We start from the raw sequence: 26,626 nt of genomic DNA, 5'->3' as shown, positions 1-26,626 counted from the left end.
TCGCCACAACCCCGATTTACTTCCTTTCTGGAAGCCATTGGAACCCCTGCGCTATCCTGCTGCCCACCAAGGTATCGACCATCAGCACAGGAGGTTTGAATGCGTACTCTCGAGTTGGCAGGCGTGCAGGTTCCGGTCATCGGCCAGGGCACTTGGCGCATGGGCGAAGACCGCTCGGCGCACAAGCGTGAAGTAGCGGCGCTGCGCCAAGGCATCGAACTCGGCATGAGCCTCATCGACAGCGCAGAAATGTACGCCGAAGGCGGCGCCGAATCTGTCGTCGGCGAAGCCATCGCCGGCCTGCGCGACCAGGTGTTCCTGGTGAGCAAGGTCTATCCGCATAACGCCAGCCGCAAAGGCATCCCGCAAGCGTGCGAGCGCAGCCTGCGCCGGCTCGATACCGATTACATCGACCTCTATCTGCTGCATTGGCGCGGCCAGTATCCACTGGAAGAAACCGTCGAAGCCTTCGAGCGTTTGCGCGCGGACGGCAAGATCGGCCGTTGGGGCGTGTCGAATTTCGACGTCGACGACCTACAAGAGCTGGCCTCCCCGGCCTGCGCGACCAATCAGGTGCTTTACAACCTGGAAGAGCGCGGCGTCGAATTCGATCTGCTGCCCTGGTGCCAACAGCAGCGCATGCCGCTGATGGCGTACTGCCCGATTGGCCAGGGCGGTGCGATGCTGGCTGAACCGGTGCTGAGCAAGATTGCCGCTCGTCACAGCGTGACCCCGGCGCAGGTTTCGCTGGCGTGGATTCTGCGTCAGGATGGGGTGATTGCGATTCCCAAGGCTGTGCGGCCCGAACACGTGCAACTCAATGCACAAGCGGCGCAGTTGCAACTGGACGCCGGGGATCTGGCGGCGCTGGATCAGGTATTCAAAGCGCCACAACGCAAGCAGCGGCTGGCGATGGTCTGAGTCGCTGACCACTGGCGAGGGCTTCGGCATGAGAAGCACTGATCAGTACGACCCGTTCAACCTGCAGCGTTTCGTCCAGGCTCAGGACCCGGTCTTCGAGCGCGTCCAGCGGGAGCTCGACGAGGGGCGCAAGCGCAGCCACTGGATGTGGTTTGTGTTCCCGCAGTTCGCCGGGCTGGGTGGCAGCGAGATGTCCCGGCGCTTCGCCATTCAGTCTGCCGAGGAAGCCCGGGCCTATCTGGCCCACGACCTGCTCGGCGCGCGGCTGCGCATCTGCACGCAGCTGGTGCTGAACATCCGCCAGCGTTCGATTGCCGAGATTTTCGGTCACCCTGATGATCTGAAGTTCCACTCCTCAATGACCCTGTTTGCCCAGTTCAGCGCCGCCGACTGCCCGTTCACGCAGGCTCTGGAACGCTACTTCCACGGCATCCTCGACGAATGGACCCTGCAACTGCTGGATTCAAAACAAGCCCAGTTGCCCCCCGATCAGGGTTGAGAAATCGTCATCGACAAACGGCAGAATCGCATCCGCCACCGGTTGCAGCTGACGGCTGATGTAGTGGTCGTAATCGATCGCGGCACGGCGCACTTCCAGCGGTTCCGGCCCGGCCAGGGTGATGACGTAACTGATCCAGCCACCGTTCTGATACTGCCGCGGGCGACCGTGCTGCGCGTTGTAATCGTCGGCCAGCCGCGCCGCTCGAACATGCGGCGGCACGTTGCGTTCGTAGTCGTCGAGGGTACGGCGCAGGCGCTTGCGGTAAACCAGTCGATCATCGAATTCACCGGCGAGGGTCTTGCGCACGTAATCGCGCACGTAATCCTGATACGGCTTGCGCTGGAAGATTCGCTCGTAGAGTTCCTGCTGGAACTGCCGCGCCAGCAGCGACCAGTCGGTGCGCACGGTTTCCAGGCCCTTGTAGACCATTTCTTCGCTACCGTCGGCGCGGGTCACGAGCCCGGCATAGCGTTTCTTGCTGCCCTCTTCCGCGCCGCGAATGGTCGGCATCAGAAAGCGTTTGTAGTGGGTTTCGTACTGCAATTCGAGGGCGCTTTGCAGGCCGTACTCCTCGCGCACATGCTCGCGCCACCAGTCGTTGACGTGCCTGACCAGCGCCTGCCCGATCTGCGCTGCTTCTTCCTGTCCGTGCGGGCGACGCAGCCAGACGAAGGTCGAGTCGGTGTCGCCGTAGATCACCGCATGGCCCTGCTCTTCGATGAGTTTGCGCGTGCGCAGCATGATCTCGTGGCCGCGCAAGGTGATCGACGACGCCAGGCGCGTATCGAAAAACCGGCAACCACTGGAGCCGAGCACGCCGTAGAAGGCGTTCATGATGATCTTCAGCGCTTGCGACAGTGGCGCGTTGTGTTCGCGCTTGGCGGTCTCGCGGCCTTCGGCGACCCGCGCGACAATCGACGGCAGGCAATGCCGGGTGCGTGAGAAACGCGCGCCGCGAAACCCCGGCACCGAATCGGCGTCGTCCGGGTGCTGCAGGCCTTCGATCAGCCCCACCGGGTCGATCAGAAAGGTGCGGATGATCGACGGGTACAGGCTTTTGTAGTCGAGCACCAGCACCGACTCGTACAGCCCCGGCTGCGAATCCATGACGAAGCCGCCCGGGCTGGCCTGTGGCGGATTGGTGCCCAGATTCGGCGCGACAAAGCCCTGACGGTGCATCAGCGGCATATACAAATGGGTGAACGCCGCCACCGAGCCGCCGCTGCGATCGGCCGGCAGGCCGGTGACGCTGGCGCGTTCGAGCAGAAACGTCAGCAGTTCGGTCTTGGCGAAGATCCGCGTGACCAGTTCGCAGTCCTTGAGGTTGTACTTGGCGAGCGCCGGTTTGTCCTCGGCGAACATGCGGTTGATTTCGTCCATGCGCTGGTACGGGTTGTCGATCGACTTGCCCTCGCCGAGCAGGGTCTGGGCGACGTTTTCCAGGCTGAACGAAGGGAAACTCCAGGTCGCCGAACGCAGCGATTCAATGCCGTCGATGATCAGCCGCCCCGCTGCCGAAGCAAAGTAATGGGTGCGGCTGCCGTGTTCGCGCCACTGCATTTCGTCGCCGCCACGGCCGATTTTCAGCGGCACACCGAGGCGGCGCGCGTGCTCGTGGAGGATGCGCAAGTCGAACTGCACGACGTTCCAGCCGATGATTGCGTCAGGGTCGTGGCGGGCAAACCAGTCGTTGAGTTTCTTCAGGATGACGGTGCGCGAATCGCAGTACTCCAGATCGAAGTCGACGATGCTCGCGTCACCGTTGGGCGCGCCGAGCATGTACACCTGGCGCTGGCCACAGCCCTCAAGAGCAATGGAATACAGCTCGCCGGTTTCCGTGGTTTCGATGTCCAGCGAGACCAGCCGCAGTCGAGGTCGGTACTTGGGATCAGGTTTGAGCTGGGCATTGAGCAAGACGCCGTCGGCATCAGGCGTACCGCCGAACAACACCGGTGCGGTGATGAAACGCTCCATCAGGTAGCGCTCCGGCGGGCGCACGTCGGCCTCGAAGACGTCGACGCCGGCGCGGCTGAGCGCGGTTTCCAGGCGCATCAACTGGCCGTGTTGCTGGCAATACAGGCCGAGCACCGGGCGATGTTCGAAATCCTGCAGGGCCAGCGGGCGCAGTTCGACGTTTTTCTCGTCGTGCAGCAGGCGCTCGGCCGCCTCACGCTGTGCGGCGGGGATAAACGCCACTGACGTCTGCGGCGCCAGGCGCACACGGCGCGGCCCGGCGTCGGTCGCCAGCCAGAACTCGACTTCGGTGCCGGCCGGGGTATCGCGCCAATGCCGGGTCAGGACGAAGCCCTGCTGTAAATCCACCACTGCGACCTCAGGAATTGAATCAGAGGGGCATTCTACGCTGCCCGTCCTGATACAGGGTTTCCCTGTTGACCTGACTCCTGTGGTGATGGGGCAAGAAAATTCGGCAAATGACGTTTTTTGCGTGCTATCTGCCGCTTTGCCACCTTGCCCTGCGCGCAAGGGTCTACGATGCTTGGAGAACAACGACAACACCTGAGTAACCGCCATGAAGACCGTCGCCCAACTGCTCAAGCTCAAAGATCAGAAAAATCAGGAAGTGCACCAGATCAAGCCCGATCACATGGTGCTCGAAGCGCTGATGAAGATGGCCGAGAAAAACGTCGGGGCCTTGCTGGTGGTAGAAGACGACCAGGTAGTCGGCATCATCAGTGAGCGTGATTACGCGCGCAAACTGGTGCTGCATGGGCGCTCGTCGGTAGGCACGCCGGTGCGTGACATCATGGTTTCGCCGGTGATCACCGTGGACACCCATCAGACCGTCGACACCTGTCTGGGCATCATGTCCGACAAACGCCTGCGGCACTTGCCGGTGGTGCAGGATGGCAAGCTGATCGGCTTGCTGTCGATTGGCGACCTGGTGAAAGAAGCGATCGCCGAACAGGCGGAGCTGATCAAGCAGCTGGAGCAGTATATTCGCGGAGAATAGCCCCTCAGAATTCCCCCCCATACCCTGTGGGAGCGAGCCTGCTCGCGAAAGCGTCCTGTCAGTCGCAGCATTTTTGACTGATATAGCGCTTTCGCGAGCAGGCTCGCTCCCAAATGGGCTTATGGGGTGTTCAGGACGGCCAATGCCGCGCAAACACCGGCGCCAGCACCGGGTGCCGGTCGATGCGCTGCAACCACGCATAAAACCCCGGGCGGGTCTGGCGCAGGTGTTCGCGACTGCCCGCCCAGCGCGTCACCACCGCCGCCAGCAGGTCCAGCGCTCCAGGCGTCTCGTCGTCCAGGTACAGCTCGGCGGAAAACTGGTCGGCAAACACTTCCCAACTCCAGTGCAAGCGCTCACGGGCGCCGGCCATCAGGTTCTGCCGCGAGGCTTCGTCAGGCATCACCAGCCAGCGCTCGGGGTAATCGATGACACCGATGGCCGCATAGCAATTGCTGGCGATGTAGACCATGCCACGAATCGCCTGATCGCGATCGACGGCCTTGGCCGGCAACAGACCAGACTCGGGAAAGCTCAGGCCCAGGTGAATCAGAATCGCCACACTCTCGGTGATCGCACTGCCGTCGGGCAATTGCAGGGTCGGTACCTGTTTCAGTGGATTGAGGCGCGACAGTGCCTCGGCCGCTTCGGTCGAGGCTTCGATATCGATGAAGCGATAGGCGATCTGGCACAACTCCAGTGCCGCTTCGATGGCCGCTGCGCCCGAGTTTCTGTGCCCATAGAGTTGATACATGACGCCTCCCTTTAACTTGTGTGCGCGGTCTTCAGGGTCAACTGTAGCTGCTTCGCCGCCAACGGCAGGGTCAACCCTTGGCCATGCAACGCCTGTAACGCTCATCCACTCGTTTGGCGAACCATGCGGTGGTCAGTTTGCGGGTGATTTTCGGACTCTGCAGCACGATCCCCGGCAATATCGCACGGGGCAATGTCTTGCCTTCCGCCTGCTCGGCCAGCTCGAACACGCGTCGATAGAGCTTGGTTTCCTCGAATGCCAAAGTCTTGCCCTGCTCCAGTTGATCGCGAATGGTCGGGTTGCGCATGCCCAGCGACTTGCCGAGGGTGCGCACCGCCAGCTCGGTGCTGCCGGGCATGATCGAGTCGTAGCGGATCAGATCGCCATCCAGCGCCAGCGCAATGCCCGAGGCGCGGCTGACCGCGTTCTGAAACGCCGCATTGCGACTGGCGTACCAACCGGCATTGAAGTCGGCGAAACGGTACAGCGGTTCGCGGTAACTGACCGGGTAGCCGAGCAAATGGGCGATACCGAAATACATGCCACCACGGCGGGTAAACACTTCATGGCGGATCGTGCCACCGACCGGGTACGGATACGCCTTGGCGTGTTGCTCGGCGAATTCGATGCTGACCTGCATTGGCCCGGCGGTGTGCACCGGGTTGAATCCGCCAAACAGCGTGCGACCCATCGGCACCATGCCGATGAAATCGTCGAAGATCGCGCTCAACTCTTTTTCGCTGCGCGCCGCGCTCAGGCGTTCGCTGTAAGTCTTGCCGGTGGGCGAACGCACCGCCAGGGCGGCGCTGACCAGCATCCCCGGGATGTGCGCCTTGCCGGCGCGGCGGTCGATTTCGTCGCGGGCGATCTTGCCCAGACCCGGCACGGTCGGGTCGACCTGAAAAGTCGATTCCTGCTCGGCCACGGCCAGCACCGAACAGAGGTTTTGCGTGGTCGGACTGATGTCCTGCGCGGCGAACGCGGCGTAGATATCAGTGGCCCAGCCTTGGCGGTCGGGCACTTTTGCCGGCATCAGCCGCACGATCTCGGCCTTCACTTCGGCGGGCGCGCGCGGTACCGCCTCTTGATTGCGCTGGCCGGCGCAACCGGCCAATACCAGCAGTGCGGCAAGGGTGATCAGTAATCGAGGGGGGTGCATAGCGCTCCTTGGCATGCGTTGAGCCGGGTTCACCATACGATCAAAGGTGTGTTGCAGGCTAGGACTGCAACCGCGCAAGCCCCGTTCCCTTGGCAGAGTCCGGATACAGGCAGACTCGATAAAAGAGTTTGCAAAACGTTACTGCGAACTCCTATCATTTGCGCCTGGAGTCGCATTTGCGCAAGGAGTTCCCCGCGCCGTTCAACATTTTCTCATCGGCGGCGCGCCGCCAGGTACGAAACATGCCCACTCCAGCTCGACCCGGTGTCCCTTTTCGCCCGACCCTTCTCGCCCTGCTGTGCTCCCTGAGCGTTACCGCCTACGCAGCCGATGAAAACGGCAAAGAGCTGGTCCTCGACAACGTCAACATCAATGCCCAGGCACCAACCCCCAACGCCCTGCCCCCGGCCTATTCCGGCGGTCAGGTAGCCCGTGGCGGCCAGCTCGGCGTGCTGGGCAATCAGGACATGATGGACGTGCCGTTCAGCGCCGCGTCGTACACCGAACAGCTGATTCAGGATCAACAGGCCGAAAACGTTGCCGACGTCCTGCTCAACGATGCATCGGTGCGCCAGGCTTCCGGTTTCTCCAACCAGGCGCAGGTGTTCATGATTCGCGGCCTGCCGCTCAATGGCGATGACATTTCCTATAACGGTCTGTACGGCGTGCTGCCACGGCAGATCATTTCCAGCGATGCGCTGGAGCGTGTGGAAGTATTCAAAGGCCCGAACGCCTTCATCAACGGCGTGACCCCGACCGGCTCGGGCATCGGCGGCGGCGTCAACCTGCAGCCCAAACGCGCCGGCGACGAGCCGCTGCGCCGCTACACCACCGACATCAACAGTGAAGGCCGCATCGGTCAACACTTCGACATTGGCCAGCGTTTCGGCGAAGACAACCGCTTCGGCGCACGGATCAACCTGTCTCAGCGCGAAGGCGATACCGGCATCGATCACGAAAACCAGCGCTCGAAACTGTTCGCCATCGGCCTCGACTACCGTGGCGACGCACTGCGCCTTTCCGGTGACTTCGCCTACCAGAAGGAACGCGTCAACGGTGGCCGCAACTCGGTCAACCTGGGTACCGCCACGCACATCCCGGACGCGCCATCGGCCGACACCAACTACGCGCCGAAGTGGGGCTACACCGACATCGAAGACACCTTCGGCATGCTGCGCGCCGAGTACGACCTGAACGACAACTGGACTGCATACGTCGCCGGCGGCGCCAAGCACACCCGCGAAGTCGGTCGTTACAACTCGACCACCCTGGTGGGCAACAGCGGCGCCTCGTTCACCACCGGCTCGTTCATCCCCCACGATGAAGACAACACCAGTCTGATGGCCGGACTGAACGGCAAATTCACCACCGGCGCCGTCAGCCACAAGCTCAATTTCGGCCTGAGCGGTCTGTGGGCCGAACAGCGCAGCGCCTATGATTTCGACCTGACCAAGTACGCCAACAACATCTACCACCCGGTCGAGACCCCGTCGCCGGTCGGCAACTTTTCCGGCGGCGACGTCAGCGATCCGGGCATTGTCGGCAAGACCTTCAACCGCAGCCTCGCGCTCTCCGACACCCTCGGTTTCTTCGATGACCGTCTGCTGATCACCGCCGGCCTGCGTCGTCAGCAACTGGTGGTGCAAGGCTACAACTACGCCAGTTATGGCAGTGGCAGTCGCAAGTCGAGTTACGACGAATCGATCACCACACCGGTCTACGGCATCGTGTTCAAGCCGTGGGAGCATGTCTCGTTCTACGCCAACCACATCGAAGGCCTGGCCCAAGGCCCGACCTCGCCGACCAGTACCGGCGGTTTCAAAGTGACCAACGGCAACGAAGTCTATGCACCGGCACGTTCCAAGCAGACCGAGGCCGGGGTCAAGGTCGACATGGGCACTTACGGCGCGAGCCTGGGCGTCTATCGCATCGAGCAGCCAAGCGACGGTTACTGCGAAATCAACAGCGCCACCACCTGCACCTACGTGCGTGAGGGCGAGCAGATCAACAAAGGTGTGGAAATGAACGTGTTCGGCGAGCCGCTCAGCGGCCTGCGCCTGATCAGCGGCCTGACCCTGATGGACACAGAACTGCGCAACACCCAGAACGGCGCCAACGACGGCAACCGCGCGATCGGCGTGCCGAGCTTCCAGTTCAATGCCGGCGCCGACTGGGACGTGCCGGGCCTGCAAGGCGTGGCACTGAATGCGCGGATGCTGCGCACCGGCGGCCAGTACGCCGACGCGGCCAACAACCTCAGCCTGCCGACCTGGAACCGCTTCGACGCCGGTGCGCGTTACGCCTTCAAGGTTTCGCAGAAAGACGTGACGTTGCGTCTGGGCGTCGAGAACCTGGCCAACAAGAAATACTGGGAATCGGCTCAGGGCGGTTATCTGACCCAGGGTGAGCCACGGGTGGCGAAACTGTCGGGGACAATCGACTTCTAAGCCTCGCCGCACAATGAAAAGGCCCCGCAGCTTTACAGTTGCGGGGCCTTTTTGGCTTTTGTGGCGTCTGGAAAGACTTTTCGCGAGCAGGCTAGCTCCCACATCGCGTTGCCGTACATCCTTCAGTGTGGAGCGCGCCTGCTCGCGATGACGGTCGGACTGGCCGCCCTGCCCTGCTGATCCATACTTGCTGCACAGCCACCAGAGGACAGGCCCATGAACCGCAGCGACGTACTGATCATCGGCGCCGGCCCGACCGGTCTGGTGCTGGCTCTGTGGCTGAGCAAACTGGGCGTGCGCGTGCGCATTCTCGACAAGACCTCCGCCCCCGGCACCACCTCGCGTGCGCTGGCGGTGCAGGCGCGGACCCTGGAGTTGTACCGGCAACTAGACCTGGCCGACACCGTGGTGCGCAACGGTCACAAGGTCGCGGCGGCGAACTTCTGGGTCAAGGGCAAGCCGGTCGCACAGTTGCCGCTCACGCGCATCGGCGAAGGCCTGACGCCCTACTCGTTCATTGAAATCTTCCCTCAGGACCAACACGAACGGTTGCTGCTCGAACGCCTCGAAGACTATGGCGTGGTGGTTGAGCGCAACACCGAACTTGAGAGTTTCGACGAAACCGGTGACGGCCTCACGGCGCATCTGCGCTTGCCGGACGGGCGCCAGGAAGTTTGCCAGGCGTGCTTTCTCGCGGGTTGCGACGGCGCGCGCTCGGTGGTGCGCAAAACCCTCGACACCGGTTTTCCCGGCGGCACCTATCAGCAGATTTTCTACGTCGCGGATGTGCAAGCCAGCGGCCCGGCGCTCAATGGCGAGTTGCACCTGGATCTGGACGAAGCAGATTTTCTCGCGGTATTTCCGCTGGCCGGCGAAGGCCGTGCGCGGCTGATCGGCACGGTACGCGACGAACGCGCCGACCACGCCGAAACCCTGCAATTTGCCGACGTCAGCAGCCGCGCCATCGAACACCTGAAAGTCCACATCAACGAGGTCAACTGGTTCTCCACCTACCGCGTGCATCACCGGGTGGCCGAGCACTTTCGCAGCGGCCGGACGTTTCTGCTCGGCGATGCGGCGCACGTGCACAGCCCCGCTGGCGGCCAGGGCATGAACACCGGCATCGGCGATGCGATCAACCTGGCATGGAAACTCGCCGCCGTGCTCGACGGCAGCGCTACGACGAAACTGCTCGACAGCTATGAAACCGAACGCATCGCCTTCGCCCGCCGACTGGTCTCGACCACTGACAAGGTGTTCACCTTCGTCACCGCCGAGGGGCGCATTGCCGATCTGCTGCGCACGCGCCTGGCGCCGTTTCTGATTCCGAAAATGGCCACCTTCGAGGCCAGTCGCGAGTTCCTGTTTCGCACCGTCTCGCAAGTCACCCTCAACTATCGCGGCATGCCGCTGAGCCAGGGCAGCGCCGGCCACGTGCACGGCGGTGACCGCTTGCCGTGGGCGCATGATGGTGAGGGCGATAACTATGAGCCGCTCCGGCAGCCCTGCTGGCAGGTGCATGTGTACGGCGACACCAGCGACGAGATGATCGCCTGGTGCAACGAACACCACCTGCCGCTGCACGTGTTCGACTGGCGTCCTGCGTTTGAAACGGCGGGGTTGGGACGTAACGGCTTCTACTTGCTGCGCCCGGACACCTATGTGGCGATTGCTGATAACAGCGCCGATCCGAAGGTGATCGAGCGGTATTTTCGCGATCACGGGATCCGGCCATTCTTTGCCGGCCCCTGACACAGCACAACGCCAATGTGGGAGCGGGCTTGCTCGCGAAGGCGATGTATCAGCAACGAATAGATTGACTGACACAACGCCTTCGCGGGCAAGCCCGCCCCCACAGGGGGGGTGTGGTGTTTGTCAGATCCCCGCCAGCGCCAGATCCATCGCAAAGTAAGTGAAGATCAGGTCCGCACCCGCACGCTTGATCGCGCCCAGGCTTTCGCGCACCACGCGATCCTCGTCGATCGCTCCAGCCTGAGCGCCGAACTTGATCATCGCGTACTCGCCGCTGACCTGATACGCCGACAGCGGCAGGTTCGAGGCTTCACGAATGTCGCGGATGATGTCCAGGTACGCGCCGGCCGGTTTGACCATCAGCGCGTCGGCGCCTTCCTGCTCGTCGAGCAGCGACTCACGCAGGGCTTCGCGGCGATTCATCGGGTTCATCTGATAGCTTTTGCGATCGCCCTTGAGCGCGCTGCCACCGGCTTCGCGGAACGGACCATACAGCGCCGAGGCGAATTTGGTCGAGTAAGCCATGATCGCGGTCTGGGTGAACCCGGCCTCGTCCAGCGCGCGGCGAATCGCCTGCACCTGGCCGTCCATCGCCGCCGACGGCGCGATCACATCGGCACCGGCACGCGCCGCCGCCACGGCTTGCTTGCCGAGGTTGATCAGGGTCTGGTCGTTGTCGACTTCGTGGTGGTGCATCACGCCGCAGTGGCCGTGGTCGGTGTATTCGCAGAAGCAGGTGTCGGACATCACGATCATCTCCGGCACCGCGTCCTTGGCAATGCGCGACATGCGCGAGACCAGGCCGTTTTCGCGCCAGGTGTCACTGCCGTTGGCATCCAGATGATGGGACACGCCGAAGGTCATCACCGACTTGATGCCGGCACGGGCATAGCGCTCGATTTCACTGGCCAGCTTGCGCTCGGGAATACGCATCACCCCCGGCATGCTCTTGATCGGCACGAAGTCGTCGATCTCTTCTTCGACGAAAATCGGCAGCACCAGATCATTCAGGGTGAACTCGGTTTCCTGGAACAGACTGCGCAGGCTCGCATTGCGGCGCAGACGGCGGGGACGTGCTTCGGGGAACTGGCTGGACATGGGGCTTTCCTGAAATCGGAAGATGAGACGAAAGTCGTAGGGGGCGAAGCTTATGCCTTCGTCGGGCGCAGGTACAAACCTGGATCAATCAAGAGTGCATTACCGGCTGCGCAATAATCCTTGCGTCACAGCACAAATCTCCTGTGGGAGCGGGCTTGCTCGCGAAGGCGGTGTATCAGCAACAAACGCGTTGCCTGACACAACGCCTTCGCGAGCAAGCCCGCTCCCACAAGGGGGGGGAATGCGCAAATCAGGAAGGAATGGTCAGGCCCTGAATGACCGCCGGGCGCGCCAGAAAGCGCTCCAGCACCCGAGTGACGTTCGGGAAATTGCTGATGCCAACCAGATCCCCGGCCTCATAAAAGCCGATCAGGTTGCGCACCCACGGGAACGTGGCGATGTCGGCGATGGTGTAGCGCTCGCCCATGATCCAGTCACGGCCGTCCAGGCGTTTGTCGAGTACGTTGAGCAAGCGCCTGCTCTCCTCGACATAGCGATCACGCGGACGCTTGTCCTCGTAGTCCTTGCCGGCAAATTTGTTGAAAAAACCCAGCTGGCCGAACATCGGACCGATTCCGCCCATCTGGAACATCAGCCACTGAATCGTCTCGTAGCGCAGCGCGCCTTCCTGCGCCAGCAACTGGCCGCTCTTGTCGGCGAGGTAGATCAGGATCGCGCCGGATTCGAACAGCGGCAGCGGTTGGCCTTCGGGGCCGTGCGGGTCGAGGATCGCCGGGATCTTGTTGTTGGGGTTCAGCGACAGGAACTCGGGGGACAACTGGTCCTGCGTGTCGAAGCCCACGCGGTGCGGCTCGTACGGCAGGCCGATCTCCTCGAGCATGATCGAGACCTTGACGCCATTGGGGGTCGGCAGGGAGTAGAGCTGAATCCAGTCAGGGTATTGCGCCGGCCATTTCCGGGTGATCGGGAACGCGGACAGATCAGTCATGGGAAGCATCCAGTCACAAATTAAAGGCCTGAGCATAATCCATGATCGGCCGCTCAAGCTCGGGTTCTTTACCGGACAGACACAGGCGGGACTTAAATCCGCAACATCCTGTGGTTAACCTCTGCCATCAGTCGCTCATCGTTGCCGTTAGAGTGCGGCGCTCTGGCGCGAATCGAACCAAACCGGCCTCAGGGGACTCTGAGCTATGCCTTTCGCAAGGGAAGCGCGACACACGACATGGACAACACCTGGTGCTGGGAGCCTGCGGTGTAAGGGTTTGTCAGCCTTAACCGAACACGCTGAAGAACCTTTTAATACATGACGAACCTTATGCGTTTCGCCAAACGCTTCAAACATCGTGCTTATGTGGCTCTGCCCGCCCTGCTGGCAGTCAGTGCGTTGCTCCTGTCGCTGGAATCGAGCCAGATTCGCGCCCAACCGGTGGACGGCACCCAGACCCTGGTCTTCCTGCGCCACGCGGAAAAACCCGCCGGCGGTCTCGGCCAGTTGAACTGCCAGGGCCTGAACCGGGCGATCGAGCTGTCGACCCTGCTGCCGGAAAAATTCGGCAAGGCCGATTACGTGTTCGCCGCCAACCCGACGCGCAATGTCGAGGAAGGTGAGCAGGACAACTCCTACAGCTATATTCGCCCGCTGATGACCATCAGCCCCGCCGCGATCAAGCTCGGCCTGCCGGTGAACATCGAGTTCTCGGCCAACGACACCAGCGACCTGGCGCGTGAATTGACCGAAGACAAGTACCACAACTCAACGATCTATACCGCGTGGTCGCACGGCTACCTGCCGGAGCTGATCAACAAGGTCGCGGGCAAGGCGGTCGGCGAAAAGCAGACCATCACCGACGACTGGGCGGCCGGCGACTTCGATTCGCTGTATGTGCTGACCCTGACCTGGCACAACGGCAAGGCCAGCTTGCAGAGCCACAGCTACAAGCAGGGGCTGGATAACGGCAAGGTCACCTGCCCGACTTGATTCCTGCGGTGCCTGTGCCGACCCTTTCGCGAGCAAGCCCGCTCCCACAGGGGATGCCTGCCCCGTGAAGATCCAGTGTGGGAGCGGGCTTGCTCGCGAAGAGGCCCGCCCAGACACCCTCAAATCCGCTGATTCACCCGCTCACGCAGATACTCCAGCACCGCCCCCTGCTCCCCGGCAAACTCGATCCGTCCGCCCTTCTTCTCACGCTGGAACGCATACATCGGGTCGTAATACTCACGCAGTAGCCCTTCGATCCAGCCACGGTGCAAATCCACCGCCCCGCGACCTGCCTGATCGGCCAGCGCGTCCTCCATCAAAAGCAGCAATCGCCGATGCCGCTCGCCACCAAGCCGCTTCTGCACATTGTTCAGGCTTTCCAGCAAACGCTCGGAAAACAAATCGAAGCCGTCTTCGCCATGCACTGTGGAAAACTCGGCTGAAAGGTCCACCACGTAATCACGCAGGATCCGCTCGACCCGATCCTCAAAACTGTCTTCCAGCCAGACCATCGGGTACTGCTGCATGCCCTGATACAGCGGCAACGGCAGCGCACAACTGCCGACCACCCGACTCTCGTCTTCCAGCACGAACTGCTCGATACCGGCATCGCGCTTCTTGAGGATGTCGATGGCCAGACGGTTTTCAAAATCGATGTTCGACGGTTGCCCGGTGGCGCGTTTGCCGAAACTGGAGCCCCGATGATTGGCGTGGCCTTCCAGATCCAGGCCGTTGCGCAACTGCACCAGCACCTCAGTCTTGCCGGTGCCGGTCATGCCACCCAACAACACGAAATCACACTGGGCGAGGCCCTGCTCAAGGGTGTCGATCAGAAAGTTACGCATGGCCTTGTAACCGCCACCGACACGCGGATAGTCGATACCGGCCTCGTCGCGCAGCCACTGTTGAGTGATCTGCGAGCGCAAGCCGCCACGAAAACAATAGAGGTATCCATCAGGATGGGCCCGGGCGAAATCGGCCCAGGCCTGAATGCGCTCGGCCTTCACCGTGCCAGACACCAACTGCTGGCCCAGTTCGATGGCAGCCTGCTGGCCGTGCTGCTTGTAGCAGGTGCCAACCTTCTGCCGTTCGATGTCGTTCATCAGCGGCAGGTTGACCACACCGGGGAACGCGCCTTTGTGAAACTCGACCGGCGCACGGGCGTCCATCATCGGCCGGTCGTTGAGGAAAATGTCGCGGTAATCGGTGCAGTCGCGTGACATCAAATCACCTCGACTGCGTGGGTCTGTCGTTCGATCAGTTCGCCGATCGGCGCCAGGTTCAAGCCCAGTTCGGCGGCGACCGCGAGGAACTCGGCGTTGCCTTCAGGGGTGACCGCAATCAGCAGGCCGCCACTGGTTTGCGGGTCGCACAGCACGCGCTTGTGCAACTCCTGCAGACGGCCGAGCTTGCTTGAATAGCTGTCGAAGTTGCGCAAGGTGCCGCCGGGCACGCAGCCCTGTTCGAGGTAGTACTCGACGCTGTCCAGACGCGGCACATGGTTGTAGCCGATACGCGCAGTCAGGTGGCTGCCGTCGGCCATTTCCACCAGATGCCCGAGCAAGCCGAAACCGGTGACGTCGGTCATCGCAGTGACGCCGGCGAGTTTGCCGAAACGGCTGCCGGGTTTGTTCAGGGTGCACATCCAGTCGCGGGCCACGCCGACGTCGTCGGGGCGCAATTTGCCCTTCTTTTCGGCGGTGGTGAGGATGCCGATGCCCAGCGGTTTGGTCAGGTACAGCAGGCAGCCGGCGGTCGCCGTGTCGTTGCGTTTCATGTGGCGTTTTTCGACCAGCCCGGTCACGGCCAGACCGAAGATCGGCTCCGGCGCATCGATCGAATGCCCACCGGCCAGCGGAATGCCGGCGGCGTCACACACGGCTCGACCGCCGCGAATCACTTCCCGCGCCACTTCCGGCGCCAGTACATTGACCGGCCAGCCAAGGATTGCGATCGCCATCAACGGATCGCCGCCCATCGCATAGATGTCGCTGATCGCGTTGGTCGCGGCTATCCGGCCGAAATCGAACGGGTCGTCGACAATCGGCATGAAGAAGTCAGTGGTCGATACCACACCGCGCTCGGCATCGATCTCGTACACCGCCGCGTCATCACGCGAAGCATTGCCGACCCAGAGTTTCGGATCGAGGTTTTGCGCACCGCTACCGGCCAGAATCACTTCCAGCACCTGCGGGGAAATCTTGCAGCCACAACCGGCACCGTGGCTGTATTGGGTCAGACGAATCGGCTCGCTCATGGGAGAGTCTCTGGCAGGGAATGGGGCGAATTCTAGCAGAGCGCGAGCTGGCAGATTTTTGCGCTGAATGTCATGGCCCCTTCGCGAGCAAGCCCGCTCCCACAGGGGGAACGCATTCCAATGGTGGGAACGGGCCTGCTCGCGAAAGCGATCGACCGGTCGCCACCACTTCATCGCCGAACCGATAAAAGCCGCTCTATTACGCCCGGCAAAAAAAAACCGCCCTTTCGGGCGGCTAAAGTACTTCGACCATGATTCAGAAGCTTTGACTGAAGCTGATGTTGAACGCGCTGTCGTTGTTGTCGCTCGACACCTGACCCGAGTAACCGATGCCCAGCTTGCCGGTCGGGGTGACCTGGAAGTCGATGCCGGCTTCGAGCAGTGCGCTGTCCTTGGCAATCGGCACACCTTGGGTGCTGAACGAGGCGCCGCCGTCGATGAAGGTCAGGTCGGCGTCAGGCTTGGTGTCGCCGTAGGCATGACGCCAGCCGATGGCCGCACGTGGCGTCAGTTGGCTGCCGTTGGCCAGGGTCACCAACTTGCCGATGCGCACACCGAGGGTCGAGTAGGTGATGTCCTGATCGGCGTCGGCCTTCAAGCGCCCCACTCCGCCTTTTTCCTTGGCGGTGTCGCTGTCGTAGTTGACGTAAGCCAGACCGGCGAACGGTTCGATGGCGACGCCTGCGGCGCTGATCGCGTAGCCCACTTCACCGAACACCTGAGCACTGCGCGCGTCGTAATCGGCCTTCAGGCGATCGTTGTAGCTGCCGACGCTGACATCGCGTTTGGTTTCGATGCTGTGCCAGCTGTAAGCCGCGCCGAGACGCACGGCCAGTGCATCGAACTGCGAGTTCAGATAACCCGCCAGGTGGTAGCTGTCGACCTTCGCATCGGAGTTGCGATCATGTGCGTTGAGGTTGCTGCGGGTGTAGCCGGCCGCCATCCCGGCACGCCAGGTATCGTCCAGCGCCTTGTCGGTGCCGAGCATGAAACCGCCGAGGTTGCGATCGACTTTCGCCGTGTTGCTGTCGCCGCCCATGTCACCCCATGCACCGATGGCCCGAATCCAGCCGACCATTTCCCCGTGGCAACCGTTGCTGCTCAGTTGCGTATCGCTCGGTGCCAGGGTTCTGCGTGGGTCGTCCGAGGCGCTGCACGACGGCTGACGCATGCGGTCATTGACCGCTTCGCGGATGAAGCGCGAATCCTCAAGCATGGCGCTTGCGGTGCTGGCGTGGATTTCGCCGGACAGGCTGTCGAAGGCATTACGCGCACCGGCCACACTGAGGTTGACGATCTGGTTCTGCAGCGCCGCGCCGGCCGCCCCGTTATTGGTCAGTGCCGTGGCGGCACCGCGCTGGTTGCCGGTGGCCGCGACGTCGGCGAACGAGTTGCCGTTGCGGCTCACGGCCAGGGTGACCGAATCGGCACCATAGACCAGCGAGCTGCTGAGGAACGCGTACTGCGGCAGATCGGCCGCACTGAAGGTGCCGGTCAAGCCGCCACCCGCGGTGATCAGCGAGTAAGTGGTGTTGCCGGTGAACGGCGCAAGGCTGTTGACCACCAGACCGCCACCCAGCGCCGCCGTGCCACCCACTGCCAGTGGTGTGGCGGTTGGCGAACTGACCGTCAGCGCCAGCACACCGTCCGCCGCGTTGGTCAGGTTGCCGGCCACGCTCAAGGTGCCGTCGGCACCACCGGAAGCCACCACACCGTGGTTGACCACCGAACCGACGCTGCCATTACCGCTCAGGCCTGCGCCGTTGGCGACGGTGACCTGCCCGCCCAGCGAAGCCCGCGCTCCACGGCTGCCGACTTGCAGCGCGCCTTGATCGACGGACACGGTGCCGCTGAACGGTTGATTACCAGTAAGCAACAAGGTGCCAGTGCCGCGTTTGGCCAGCTCCCCGGTGCCGCTCAGGATGCCATTGAACTGGCCATTGGCATTTTGCTGGAACACCAGCGTGGCGTTGTCGGTGATGTTGCCTTGCAGACTGGTGGTGTTACCGATCAGCGTACCGCCGCTGACCGTGGTGCCACCGCTGTAGGTGTTGGCGCCAGTGAGAATCAGAGTACCGGCGTCAAGTTTCTCGATACCTCCGGTGCCGATCAGCGGCACATCGATTTCTGCGCTGCCCCCGGCATTGACCCGCACCGGCGCCAGGCTACCGCCGGCACCGTTGACCGGCGTCAACGTCCCGCCAGCCCCCGGCACCAGGCTATAGCCGCTGGTGAGGAACTGCAGGCCGGTGAAGTTCTGATTGCCCAGCACGGTGACGGTGCCGGCCTGACCGCCGAACACGGCGAACTGACCATTGTTAGCCAACGCTTGAGTGCCGCTTGGATCGGTCCAGTTGGTCCCTGGCCCCCACACGCCACTGCCGCCGCCGATGCTGCCGTCAGGGTTGGTGGTGCCGCCGTTCCAGAACTGCACTTCACCCGGTGTGCCCTGCACCAGCAGGTTGACCTGATTGGCAATCGCGGTTTGCAGGGTCAGGTTGGCTGCCGAGACCGGCAGGCTGCCGTAGACCAGACCATTGTCGGTCAGGCTGCCGCCGTAGCGGAACAGTTGATAGACCCCGGTGCCGAAGCCGCCGGCGTTGCTGATGTTCAGCGTGCCGTCGAGGGTCAGGTTGCCGGCGACGTTGACCACCGTGGTGGAACTGGCGGCCGAGCCGAGACTGAAGTCCAGATTAGTGCCCGAGGACAACGTCAGCGCGCCGACCGACAGCGGTGTGGCCGTGCCGCCACCGGTCAGCGTTGCACCGCTGGCCAGTTGCACGTTGCCGCCCAGTTGCCCGCTGCCACCGATTTTCGCGCCGCTGGCGACGCTGACGTTGGCGCTGTTGAGTACGCCATTGACGAGCAGGTTGCCAGCCTGCACCGAGGTGTTCCCGGTGAAGGTGTTATTGCCAGTCAGCAGCAACTGGCCGGTGCCGGTTTTGGTCAGCGTGCCGGCGCCGGTGAGGTTGCCGGTGTAGCTGCCATCGGCGTTCTGCGCGAAGGTCAGCGCCGCGTTGTTGACGATGGCGCCTTGCAGGCTGCTGGTGTCGCCGGTAGTACTGCCGCCGTTCAGCGTGGTGCCCCCGCTGTAAGTGTTGGCGCCGCTGAGCAGCAGGCTGCCGCTGCCGTTTTTCACCAGGCTGCCGGTGCCAGTGACAGCGCCAAGCAGCGTGGTGTTCTGGTTGCCGGCCAGGGTCAGTTGCGAGCCGAGGTTGATCGCGTTGGCCAGTTGCAGCGCCGAGGTGCTGTCGAGGGTGCCGTTGCCGGTCACGCTCAGTGCGCCGCTGCTGATTGCGCTGTTGTTACCCAGCACCAGCGTGCCGCCAGCGAGCTGAGTGCCGCCACTGTAGGTGTTGCTGCCGTTGAGGGTCAGGCTCGATGCGCCGGCCTTGATCAGGCTGCCTGCGCCGCTGACTACGCCGTCGAGGGTCAAGGCGTTGCTGCCGGCGACGCTCAGGCCGCCATTGAGCACCACATTGTTGGCGAGGCTGACCGCCGCGTTGCTGTCCAGTGCCGTGCCGGCCGCAGCCGTCAACACGCCGGTACCGAGCGCCGAGTTATTGCCGACGACGATCTTGCCGCCGTTGAGCGCGGTGCCGCCGGTGTAGCCGTTGGCGGCGTTGAGCACCAGCGTACCGGTGTCGTACTTGCCCAGGGTGCCGGCGCCGTTGAGCGCTACGCCGAGGGTCGCGGTGGCGTTCGGATCGACGCGCACCGTGGCGTTACCCAGCGAACCGTTGACCAGGTTCAGCGAACCCGCCGTGCCGTTCTGCAGGCTGTAGCCATCGGTGACGAACTGCATGCCGGTGATGGTTTGCGCGCCGTTGACGGTGACCGTGCCCGGCGTGCCCTGGAACACCGCGAAGTTGTTGGTCCAGGCCTGATTGGTGGTGCCGTTGACGTCGGTCCAGTTGGTGGTGCCGGTGCCCCAGGTACCGCTGCCGCCATCGACCGAACCGTTGGCCACCAGTTGGTTGCCGTCCCAGAACTGCACGGTGACGCCCGGTGCGGTGACCAATAGGTTGATCTGGTTGGCCAGCGCGGTTTGCAGGGTCAGATCACCCGGGGTGACGCTGCCCGGCACCGTGCCGATCAGCATGCCGTTGTCGGTCAGGCCGCCGGTGTAGTTGATCAGGCGATACACGCCGCTGCCAAAACCACCGATGTCGCTGACGTTGAGGGTGCCGTCGAGGGTCAGATTACCGCCGACATTGACCAGCGCATTGCCGCCACCGGAGACCGGAGCGCCGAGGCCGACATCGAAGTTCGAGTTGGCGTTGAACACCAGCGAATTCACCGACAGGGTGCTGCCAGTAGCACCGGCCAGATGACCACCATCAGCCACCGTAACGGCTCCGCCGAGCGAGCCGCTGCCACCCAGCGTGCCGCCGTTGTTGACTAGCACACTGGCGCTGTCCAGCGAGCCGTTGACGTTCAAGGTGCCGGCATTGACCGTGGTGTTGCCGGTCAGGCTGTTGATGCCGGTCAGCGTCAGCGTACCGGTGCCGAGTTTGTTCAACTCGCCGGTTCCGGTGAGCACGCCGTCGAAAATGCTGCTGGCGTTGTTACCGCCGATGCTCAGCGTGTTGCCGCCGCCGATCAGTGCGGTGCCGCTGCCGGTCAGGCTGGCAAGGCTGCCCGAACCGCCAAGGTTGAGAGTCGCCGCAGCGCCGAGATTGACTCCGGCGTTGCTGCCCAGTGCCGAGTTGCCCAGCGTGGTCAGGCTGCCAGACTGCACATCGAAGGTGCCGCTGAAAGTGTTGTTGCCGGACAGCGTCAGGTCGGCCAGACCGTTCTTGGTCAGGGTACCTGCCCCGGCGATCACGCCACCCAAGGTCAGGTTGTTGTTGCCCGCCACGCTGAGATTGGCATTGACGTTGAGGTTATTGGCCAGTACCAGAGGCGCCGTGGTGTCGAGGGTCGAAGCACCGGCCACGGTCAACGCGCCGGAGCCCAGGCCTGACGAGGTGCCGAGGGTCAAGGTGCCGGCGTTCAGCGTGGTGCCGCCGCTGTAGGTGTTGATGCCGTTGAGGGTCAGGTTGGAGGCGCCGTTCTTGATCAGGCCGCCCGCGCCGCTGACGACGCCGCTGAGGGCTACGTCGCTGGTGCCGGTGCTGGTCAGGCTGGCGTTGAGTACCACGTTGTTGCCCAGCGACACCGATGTGTTGCTGTCCAGCGATGAGGCACCGGCCACGGTCAGGTTGCCCAGGCCGAGGGCGCCGTTGCTGCCGGCGGTCAGGGTGCCGGCATTGAGGGTGATGCCGCCGAGGAAGTTGTTGGCGCCGCTCAGGATCAGGTTGGCCGCGCCGTTCTTGGTCAGGCTGCCGGCGCCGTTGATGGCGCCGCTGAGTGTCAGGTCGTTGCTGCCGACGATGCCGAGGTTGCCCGCCAAGTTGATCGCATTACCCGCCGTAAAGGCGCCGTTGGCATCCAGTGTGGTGCCATTCGCCGCGTTTAGGGTGGCCGAGCCCAGCGCGCTGTTCGACGCTAGAATCAGACCGCCCGCGTTCAGTGCCACCGGCCCGAGGAAGGCGTTGTTGCCGCCGAGGGTCAGGCTGGCCGAACCGTTCTTGATCAAGCCGCCTGTGCCGGAAATGACACCGTTGAGGGTCAGCGCATTGCTGCCGAGTACGGTGAGGTTGCCGTTGAGCGTGGCCGCGTTGGCCAGTGTCACGGCGGTGTTGCTGTCCAGTTGCGTACCGGCATTGGCGATCAACGCGCCAGTGCCCAGCGCGGTATTGCTGCCGACCACCAGCGTGCCGCCATCCAGTTGGGTGCCTCCGGTGTAGGTGTTGGCCCCGTTGAGCACCAGAGTACCGGCGTCGAGTTTGTTGAGAATGCCGCTGCCGTCGATGTTCACGCCGACGGTGGCGGTCACGCCCGGATCAACGCGCAGCGCCGTGGTTCCGCCGCTGCCGTTGACCGCAGTCAGCAGCCCCGCCGTGCCGTTCACCACGTTGTAGCCATCGGTGAGGAATTGCATGCCGGTGAACAGTTGCGTGCCGTTGACCGACACCGTGCCCGCCGTGCCCTGGAACACTGCGAAGTCGCCGGCCCAGGTCTGGTTCAGCGTGCCGTTGGAGTTGGTCCAGTTGGTGCCGCCGGCATTCCACGTGCCAGTGCCGCCATCCACCGTACCGTTGGGGATGGTCTGGCTGCCGTCCCAGAAACGCAGGTTGGTATTCGGCGCCGACACGATCAGGTTGACCTGATTACCCAGGGTCTGCACGAGTATGTCGCCGAGGCCGTAACCCACCGGCACACCGGCCACGGTCAGGCCGTTGTCGGTCAGCGCGCCGATGTAGTTGAACAGGCGGTAGACACCGACACCGAACCCGCCGGCATCGGTGACATTGAGATTGCCGTCGAGGGTCAGGTTGCCGCCGATGTTCATCAGCGAGCTGGTCGATGGCGTTGCAAGGCTCGCGTCGACATTGCTGTTGGCGGTGAGGATCAGCGACGAGGTGGACAAGGTATTGCCCGAGGACAACGCCAGATGACCGCCGCTGTTGATGGTGATGAAACCAAGCGCCGAACCGGTGCCTGTGAGGGTGGCGCCGTTGTTGATGTTGAGCTGGGTGCTGGCCAGCGAACCGGTGAGATTCAGCGTACCTGCGTTAACGTTGGTATTGCCGGTGATACCGCTGCTGCCGGTGAGGTTCAACGTCCCGGTACCGACTTTGGTCAGGGCACCGCTGCCACCGAGGTCGCCGTCGAAGGTGCTGGTATTGCTCACACCGCCGACGGTCAGAGTATTACCGCCGGCGATCTGCACACTGCCGCTGCCGCTCAGCCCGTCGAGGCTGGCGCTGCTGTTGAGATAGAGATTGGCACCGGCGCTGATGTTGGCGCCGGAGGTGTTGCCCAGCGCCCCGCTGCTCACGGTGGTGACGCTGCCGGAGGCGATGTTCAGCGCGCCAGTGAAGGTGTTGTTGCCGCTGAGCGTCAGATCGCCAAAGCCATCCTTGGTCAGGCTGCCGGCGCCATCAATCACACCGCTGAGGTTCAGGGTGTTGCTGCCGGCCAGGGTCAGGCCGGCGTTGAGGGTGATGTTGTTGCCGACGGTCATGCCGGTGCTGGTATCCAGCGTCGAAGCACCGCCGACGGTCAGGCCGCCACTGCCCAGTGCAGCGGCCGAGCCCAGTGTCAGCGTACCGGCATTGAGCGTGGTGCCGCCACTGTAGGTGTTGGTGCCGTTGACGGTCAGGTTGGCCGCGCCGTTCTTGGTCAACTGACCGGCGCCGCTGATTACGCCGCCGAGGGTCAGGTCTTGGGTGCCGCCGACGCCAAGTGCCGCATTGAGCACGACTGCGTTAGCCAGACTGGCCAGCGGCGAACTGCTGTCCAGCGTCGCCGCGCCGCCAACCGTCAAGGCACCGGTGCCCAGCGCCGAACTGTTGCCGACGGTTACCGTACCGGCGTTGAGTGTGGTGCCGCCGATGTAGGTGTTGGTGCCGTTGAGGTTCAGGTTGGCCGCACCGTTTTTCACCAGGCTGCCAGCTCCGGCGACGGTGCCGGTAAGGGTCAGATCCGCACTGCCACCGACATTGAGCGCGCCGGCGAGGTTGACCTGATTGCCCAGAGTAACGGCAGTGTTGGTATCCAGCGTGGTGCCGGCCGCCGCGTTCAATGCACCGCTGCCCAGCGCGGTGTTGCTGCCGACGATCAATTTGCCGACGTTCAACGCGGTGTTGCCGAAGTAAGTATTGGCGCCGTTGAGAATCAGGTCGGCGGGGCCGCTTTTGGTCAAACCACCGACACCGGAGACCACACCCGCGAGGGTCAGCGCGTTGCTGCCGCCGATGGTCACGTTGCCACCGAGATTGACGTTGTTGGCTAGGCTCGTCGCGGTGCTGGCGTCCAGCGTGGTGTTGTTGCCGGCGTTGAGCACGCCGGTGCCGAGGGCGGTGTTGGAACCGACGATCAGTGTCCCGGCATTCAACGACGTAGCGCCGGTGTAGGTGTTGTTGCCGGTCAGGGTCAGGGTCGAGGCGCCGGTCTTGATCAGGTTGCTGCCACCACTGATCACGCCGCCGAGAGTCAGCGGGTTGGCGCCGCCGGCGGTGAGGTTGGAGTTCAACGCAATCGCGTTGTTCAGCGTCACGTTGGCGCTGCTGTTGAGTGTTGCGCCCGCACCACCGACGGTCAGCGTGCCGGTGCCGAGTGCCGCGCCGTTGCCAACGGTCAGGCTGCCGGCATTGAGCGCCGTGCCACCGGTGAAGGTATTGACGCCGTTCAGGGTCAGGTTGGCGGTGCCGTTCTTGATCAACTGACTGGCGCCGCTGAGCACGCCACCGAGGATCATGCCGTTGCTGCCGCCGATGGCCAGGTTGCCGTTGAGCGCGACGTTGTTGTTCAGGATGACCGAGGTGTTGCTGTCGAGGGTCGCGGCGTTGGCGACGGTCAGGCTACCGCTGCCCAGTGCCGCGGCATTGCCGACGGTCAGGGTGCCGGCATTGAGGGTGGTGCCACCGCTGAACGTGTTGGCACCGTTGAGAATCAGGTTGGCCGCGCCGTTCTTGGTCAAACCGCCGCTGCCGCTGACGACGCCACCGAGGGTCAGGTTGGCGTTGCCGGCGACGTTCAGATTGCCACCGAGGGCGACAGCGTTGCTCAGCGCCACAGCGGTGCTGGCGTCGAGGGTGGTATCCGCCGCCGTGGTCAGTGCGCCGGTACCGAGCGCGGTGTTGGAGCCGACGATCAGCGTACCGGCATTGAGCGCAGTGCCGCCGGCAAACGTGTTGTTGCCGCTGAGGGTCAGGTTCGCGGTGCCGTTCTTGATCAGATTGCCGGCGCCGCTGATGACGCCGCTCAGGCCCAATGCCTGCGTGCCGCCAATGGTCAGATCCGCCGCCAGCGCCACAGCGTTGGCCAACGTCACCGCAGTCGTTGCATCCAGCGTAGTGCCAGCCGCTGCGTTCAACGCACCCGTGCCGAGGGCGGTGTTACTGCCTACCAGCAAAGTACCGCCATTGAGAGTAGTGGTGCCGCTGTTGGTGTTGTTGCCGGTCAGGGTCAGGCTGGCGCTGCCACTCTTGGTAATGCCGCCGGTGCCGGACAGGATGCCGGACAACGTCAGGGCGTTGCTGCCCAGCACGTTCAGCGCGCCAGTGATCCCGACGTTATTGGCCAGTGTCACGTTGGCGGTGCTGTCGAGGCTGGTGCCGTTGCTGGTGTTGAGTACGCCGGTACCCAATGCGTTGTTGTTGCCGACACGCAAGGTGCCGGCGCTCAGGGTGGTAATCCCGCTGAAACCGGTGTTGGCGCCGTTGAGGGTCAGACTGCCGCTGCCGGTTTTGGTCAGGTTGGCGGCGCCGCTGATCAACCCGCCAAGGGTCAGTGCACCGGTGCCGGTCGCGGTCAGGGTGCTGTTGAGGGTCAGCGCATTGCTCAGCGAAATCGGTCCCGACGTCGACAAGCTGGAAGAGCCGCCGATGGTAATGCCGCCAGTGCTGAATGCCGAGTTGTTACCCACCGCCACCACGCCACCGTTGAGAACGGTGTTGCCGGTGTAGGTGTTGATGCCGTTGAGGTTCAACTGGCCGCTGCCAATCTTGGTCAGGCCGCCGCTGCCGGAGATCACTCCACTCAGGGTCGAGCCGTTGATGCCTTGCACGGTCAGGCCGCCGGCGCCGAGCGAGATCAGATTGCCGAGGTTCAGACCGGCGTTGCTGGCTTGAATGATCCCGCCGTTGGAAGTGATCACACCGCTGCCAAACGTGGCGTTGTTGTTGAACTGCGCAACACCGCCGTTGAGGGTGGTTGCGCCACTGACCAACGGCCCCTGCAAAGTCCAGGTGCCGCTGTTGAGGGTCAGGTTGTTGAAGTTGACGTAGGTCGAGCTGGACGCGGTGCCGGTGCCGGTGGTGCCGCCGCCGAGGCCGATCGGGTTTTGCAGGATCAGGCTGTTGGTACCGCTCGCACCACCATCGATGGTCCCGGTCGGAGCGAAAGTCAGGTTGACGCCGATCAGGCCACCGAGGCCGACGGTCACTTGCACGCCGTCACCGACGTTAACGCTCGAACCGGTGATCGCGTAAAAGGTGTTGGTACTGCCCGCGCCCATCGACACGCCGCCGGTGATGTTGCCGGCGTTGGTGAACGTGTTGCCCGCCACCGACGTCTCGAACGCGACCCGGCCGTTGATCGTGCCACTGGCACTGTTGGTCATGTTGACTTGCGAACCGCCATAGACCCCGACCACTGGCGTATCGGCCAGGGTGATCCCGCCGACCGACAGTCCGGTCGAGGTAATCGTGCCGTCGTTGGTGATGGTCGTAGTACCCGACACCGAGTTGTTCACGGCAATCCCCAGCCCATCGATGCTGGTCAGGTTGAGACCGAGCAACATGCCGGTACCGCGAATGAGCCCGGTAGTGTTGTTGACGATGCTCACCGTGCTGGTCGCGCCGGTGCCGATGAATGCGCCGCCACTGAGGATCGAGACCAGGCCCAGTAAGGCCGGGTCGAGGGTGCCGGAGTTGTTCAGGTTGATATTGGCCCCGGTCAGGTTGATGACCTTGCCGCCGAGCGTGGCGTTCATCTGCGCGCCGTTGGCGACGTTGACCGTCAGGCCGCTGGTGGCGCTGCTGTAGTCATTGAGAAACAGCGGCAGGGTCGGAACACCCGTACACGTAATCGTCGAGCCCGCCGCCGAGCAGGTCGCGAGCGCCTGCTCGCTGACCCCGCCGAACAGAAGGCCGGCAACGCTCAGGTGCACAGCAAGGGAAAGAGGGGAAAAACGCGAAACGAGGGCGACACCGAACCTTGCTTCCACGGGCTACTCCTTGTCGTGGCCAATTTCTTCCTTGAAGGCGTGC

General features: G+C 63.2%; 14 protein-coding genes. 6 read left to right on the top strand and 8 right to left on the bottom strand.

What is annotated here, in order from left to right; translation table 11 throughout:
• The first annotated feature begins 99 nt into the window (after positions 1 to 99).
• Positions 100 to 921 carry an aldo/keto reductase gene (locus AC1UK9_RS10425; protein ID WP_482579992.1) on the top strand — a complete coding sequence of 274 codons (822 nt, stop codon included), beginning with the start codon at positions 100 to 102 and terminating at the stop codon, positions 919 to 921.
• 28 nt (positions 922 to 949) lie between these two features.
• On the top strand, positions 950 to 1,420 hold the full coding sequence (locus AC1UK9_RS10420) for a DUF1810 domain-containing protein (RefSeq protein WP_025108880.1): 471 nt from the start codon (positions 950 to 952) through the stop codon (positions 1,418 to 1,420).
• On the opposite strand, the gene AC1UK9_RS10415 is transcribed toward AC1UK9_RS10420, so the two are convergent.
• A complete protein-coding gene (locus tag AC1UK9_RS10415) occupies positions 1,385 to 3,745 on the bottom strand; it encodes a DNA polymerase II (protein WP_482579991.1) in 2,361 nt (786 codons plus the stop codon). The genes AC1UK9_RS10420 and AC1UK9_RS10415 overlap by 36 nt on opposite strands.
• 208 nt (positions 3,746 to 3,953) lie before the next feature.
• Here AC1UK9_RS10415 and AC1UK9_RS10410 point away from each other — a divergent pair, with 208 nt between their 5' ends.
• On the top strand, positions 3,954 to 4,394 hold the full coding sequence (locus AC1UK9_RS10410) for a CBS domain-containing protein (protein WP_025108878.1): 441 nt from the start codon (positions 3,954 to 3,956) through the stop codon (positions 4,392 to 4,394).
• Between the two features lie 130 nt (positions 4,395 to 4,524).
• Here AC1UK9_RS10410 and AC1UK9_RS10405 read toward each other — a convergent pair whose 3' ends face one another.
• Both AC1UK9_RS10405 and AC1UK9_RS10400 read right to left on the bottom strand, forming a co-directional pair.
• Complete coding sequence (locus tag AC1UK9_RS10405) at positions 4,525 to 5,148, bottom strand: glutathione S-transferase N-terminal domain-containing protein (protein ID WP_025108877.1); 624 nt, start codon at positions 5,146 to 5,148, stop codon at positions 4,525 to 4,527.
• 70 nt (positions 5,149 to 5,218) lie between these two features.
• Positions 5,219 to 6,307 (bottom strand): DUF1615 domain-containing protein, encoded by a 1,089-nt coding sequence (locus AC1UK9_RS10400; protein ID WP_025108876.1) that lies wholly within the window; start codon positions 6,305 to 6,307, stop codon positions 5,219 to 5,221.
• 242 nt (positions 6,308 to 6,549) lie between these two features.
• On the opposite strand from AC1UK9_RS10400, the gene AC1UK9_RS10395 reads away from it, so the two are divergent.
• Both AC1UK9_RS10395 and AC1UK9_RS10390 read left to right on the top strand, forming a co-directional pair.
• Positions 6,550 to 8,754, top strand: coding sequence for a TonB-dependent receptor (locus tag AC1UK9_RS10395; RefSeq protein WP_473015122.1), 2,205 nt, complete (start codon positions 6,550 to 6,552; stop codon positions 8,752 to 8,754).
• Between the two features lie 216 nt (positions 8,755 to 8,970).
• Complete coding sequence (locus AC1UK9_RS10390; RefSeq protein ID WP_482579990.1) at positions 8,971 to 10,506, top strand: FAD-dependent oxidoreductase; 1,536 nt, start codon at positions 8,971 to 8,973, stop codon at positions 10,504 to 10,506.
• A gap of 123 nt (positions 10,507 to 10,629) precedes the next feature.
• Here AC1UK9_RS10390 and hemB read toward each other — a convergent pair whose 3' ends face one another.
• Positions 10,630 to 11,604: a porphobilinogen synthase gene (gene hemB, locus AC1UK9_RS10385; protein ID WP_025108873.1), complete on the bottom strand. Its 975-nt coding sequence runs from the start codon at positions 11,602 to 11,604 to the stop codon at positions 10,630 to 10,632.
• 250 nt (positions 11,605 to 11,854) lie between these two features.
• Positions 11,855 to 12,553, bottom strand: a complete 699-nt coding sequence (locus AC1UK9_RS10380) for a glutathione binding-like protein (protein ID WP_482579989.1) — start codon at positions 12,551 to 12,553, stop codon at positions 11,855 to 11,857.
• A 318-nt stretch (positions 12,554 to 12,871) separates the two neighbouring features.
• Between AC1UK9_RS10380 and AC1UK9_RS10375 the strand changes: the two genes are divergently transcribed.
• Positions 12,872 to 13,546 (top strand): hypothetical protein, encoded by a 675-nt coding sequence (locus tag AC1UK9_RS10375; RefSeq protein WP_025108871.1) that lies wholly within the window; start codon positions 12,872 to 12,874, stop codon positions 13,544 to 13,546.
• A 119-nt stretch (positions 13,547 to 13,665) separates the two neighbouring features.
• On the opposite strand, the gene mnmH is transcribed toward AC1UK9_RS10375, so the two are convergent.
• The 3 genes from mnmH to AC1UK9_RS10360 all read right to left on the bottom strand — a co-directional run bounded on the left by mnmH (position 13,666) and on the right by AC1UK9_RS10360 (position 26,583).
• Positions 13,666 to 14,769, bottom strand: a complete 1,104-nt coding sequence (mnmH, locus tag AC1UK9_RS10370; RefSeq protein ID WP_482579988.1) for a tRNA 2-selenouridine(34) synthase MnmH — start codon at positions 14,767 to 14,769, stop codon at positions 13,666 to 13,668.
• Positions 14,769 to 15,803, bottom strand: a complete 1,035-nt coding sequence (selD, locus tag AC1UK9_RS10365) for a selenide, water dikinase SelD (RefSeq protein ID WP_482579987.1) — start codon at positions 15,801 to 15,803, stop codon at positions 14,769 to 14,771. The genes mnmH and selD overlap by 1 nt, the downstream gene beginning before the upstream one ends.
• Positions 15,804 to 16,059: 256 nt before the next feature.
• Positions 16,060 to 26,583, bottom strand: a complete 10,524-nt coding sequence (locus AC1UK9_RS10360) for an autotransporter-associated beta strand repeat-containing protein (RefSeq protein WP_482579986.1) — start codon at positions 26,581 to 26,583, stop codon at positions 16,060 to 16,062.
• Between the last annotated feature and the right edge of the window lie 43 nt (positions 26,584 to 26,626).

Source organism: Pseudomonas sp. AK-TSAG1-1 (assembly GCF_056821665.1).
Note: the sequence above shows the minus strand (reverse complement) of the source record. Positions and strands in the feature narration are given on the sequence as shown.

What these genes read in the sequence shown, in the direction of transcription:
- AC1UK9_RS10425 (WP_482579992.1), top strand. Translation starts at nt 100, where the DNA reads ATGCGTACTCTCGAGTTGGCAGGCGTGCAGGTTCCGGTCATCGGCCAG.
- AC1UK9_RS10420 (WP_025108880.1), top strand. Translation starts at nt 950, where the DNA reads ATGAGAAGCACTGATCAGTACGACCCGTTCAACCTGCAGCGTTTCGTC.
- AC1UK9_RS10410 (WP_025108878.1), top strand. Translation starts at nt 3,954, where the DNA reads ATGAAGACCGTCGCCCAACTGCTCAAGCTCAAAGATCAGAAAAATCAG.
- AC1UK9_RS10405 (WP_025108877.1), bottom strand. Translation starts at nt 5,148, where the DNA reads ATGTATCAACTCTATGGGCACAGAAACTCGGGCGCAGCGGCCATCGAA.
- AC1UK9_RS10400 (WP_025108876.1), bottom strand. Translation starts at nt 6,307, where the DNA reads ATGCACCCCCCTCGATTACTGATCACCCTTGCCGCACTGCTGGTATTG.
- AC1UK9_RS10395 (WP_473015122.1), top strand. Translation starts at nt 6,550, where the DNA reads ATGCCCACTCCAGCTCGACCCGGTGTCCCTTTTCGCCCGACCCTTCTC.
- AC1UK9_RS10390 (WP_482579990.1), top strand. Translation starts at nt 8,971, where the DNA reads ATGAACCGCAGCGACGTACTGATCATCGGCGCCGGCCCGACCGGTCTG.
- hemB (WP_025108873.1), bottom strand. Translation starts at nt 11,604, where the DNA reads ATGTCCAGCCAGTTCCCCGAAGCACGTCCCCGCCGTCTGCGCCGCAAT.
- AC1UK9_RS10380 (WP_482579989.1), bottom strand. Translation starts at nt 12,553, where the DNA reads ATGACTGATCTGTCCGCGTTCCCGATCACCCGGAAATGGCCGGCGCAA.
- AC1UK9_RS10375 (WP_025108871.1), top strand. Translation starts at nt 12,872, where the DNA reads ATGACGAACCTTATGCGTTTCGCCAAACGCTTCAAACATCGTGCTTAT.
- mnmH (WP_482579988.1), bottom strand. Translation starts at nt 14,769, where the DNA reads ATGTCACGCGACTGCACCGATTACCGCGACATTTTCCTCAACGACCGG.
- selD (WP_482579987.1), bottom strand. Translation starts at nt 15,803, where the DNA reads ATGAGCGAGCCGATTCGTCTGACCCAATACAGCCACGGTGCCGGTTGT.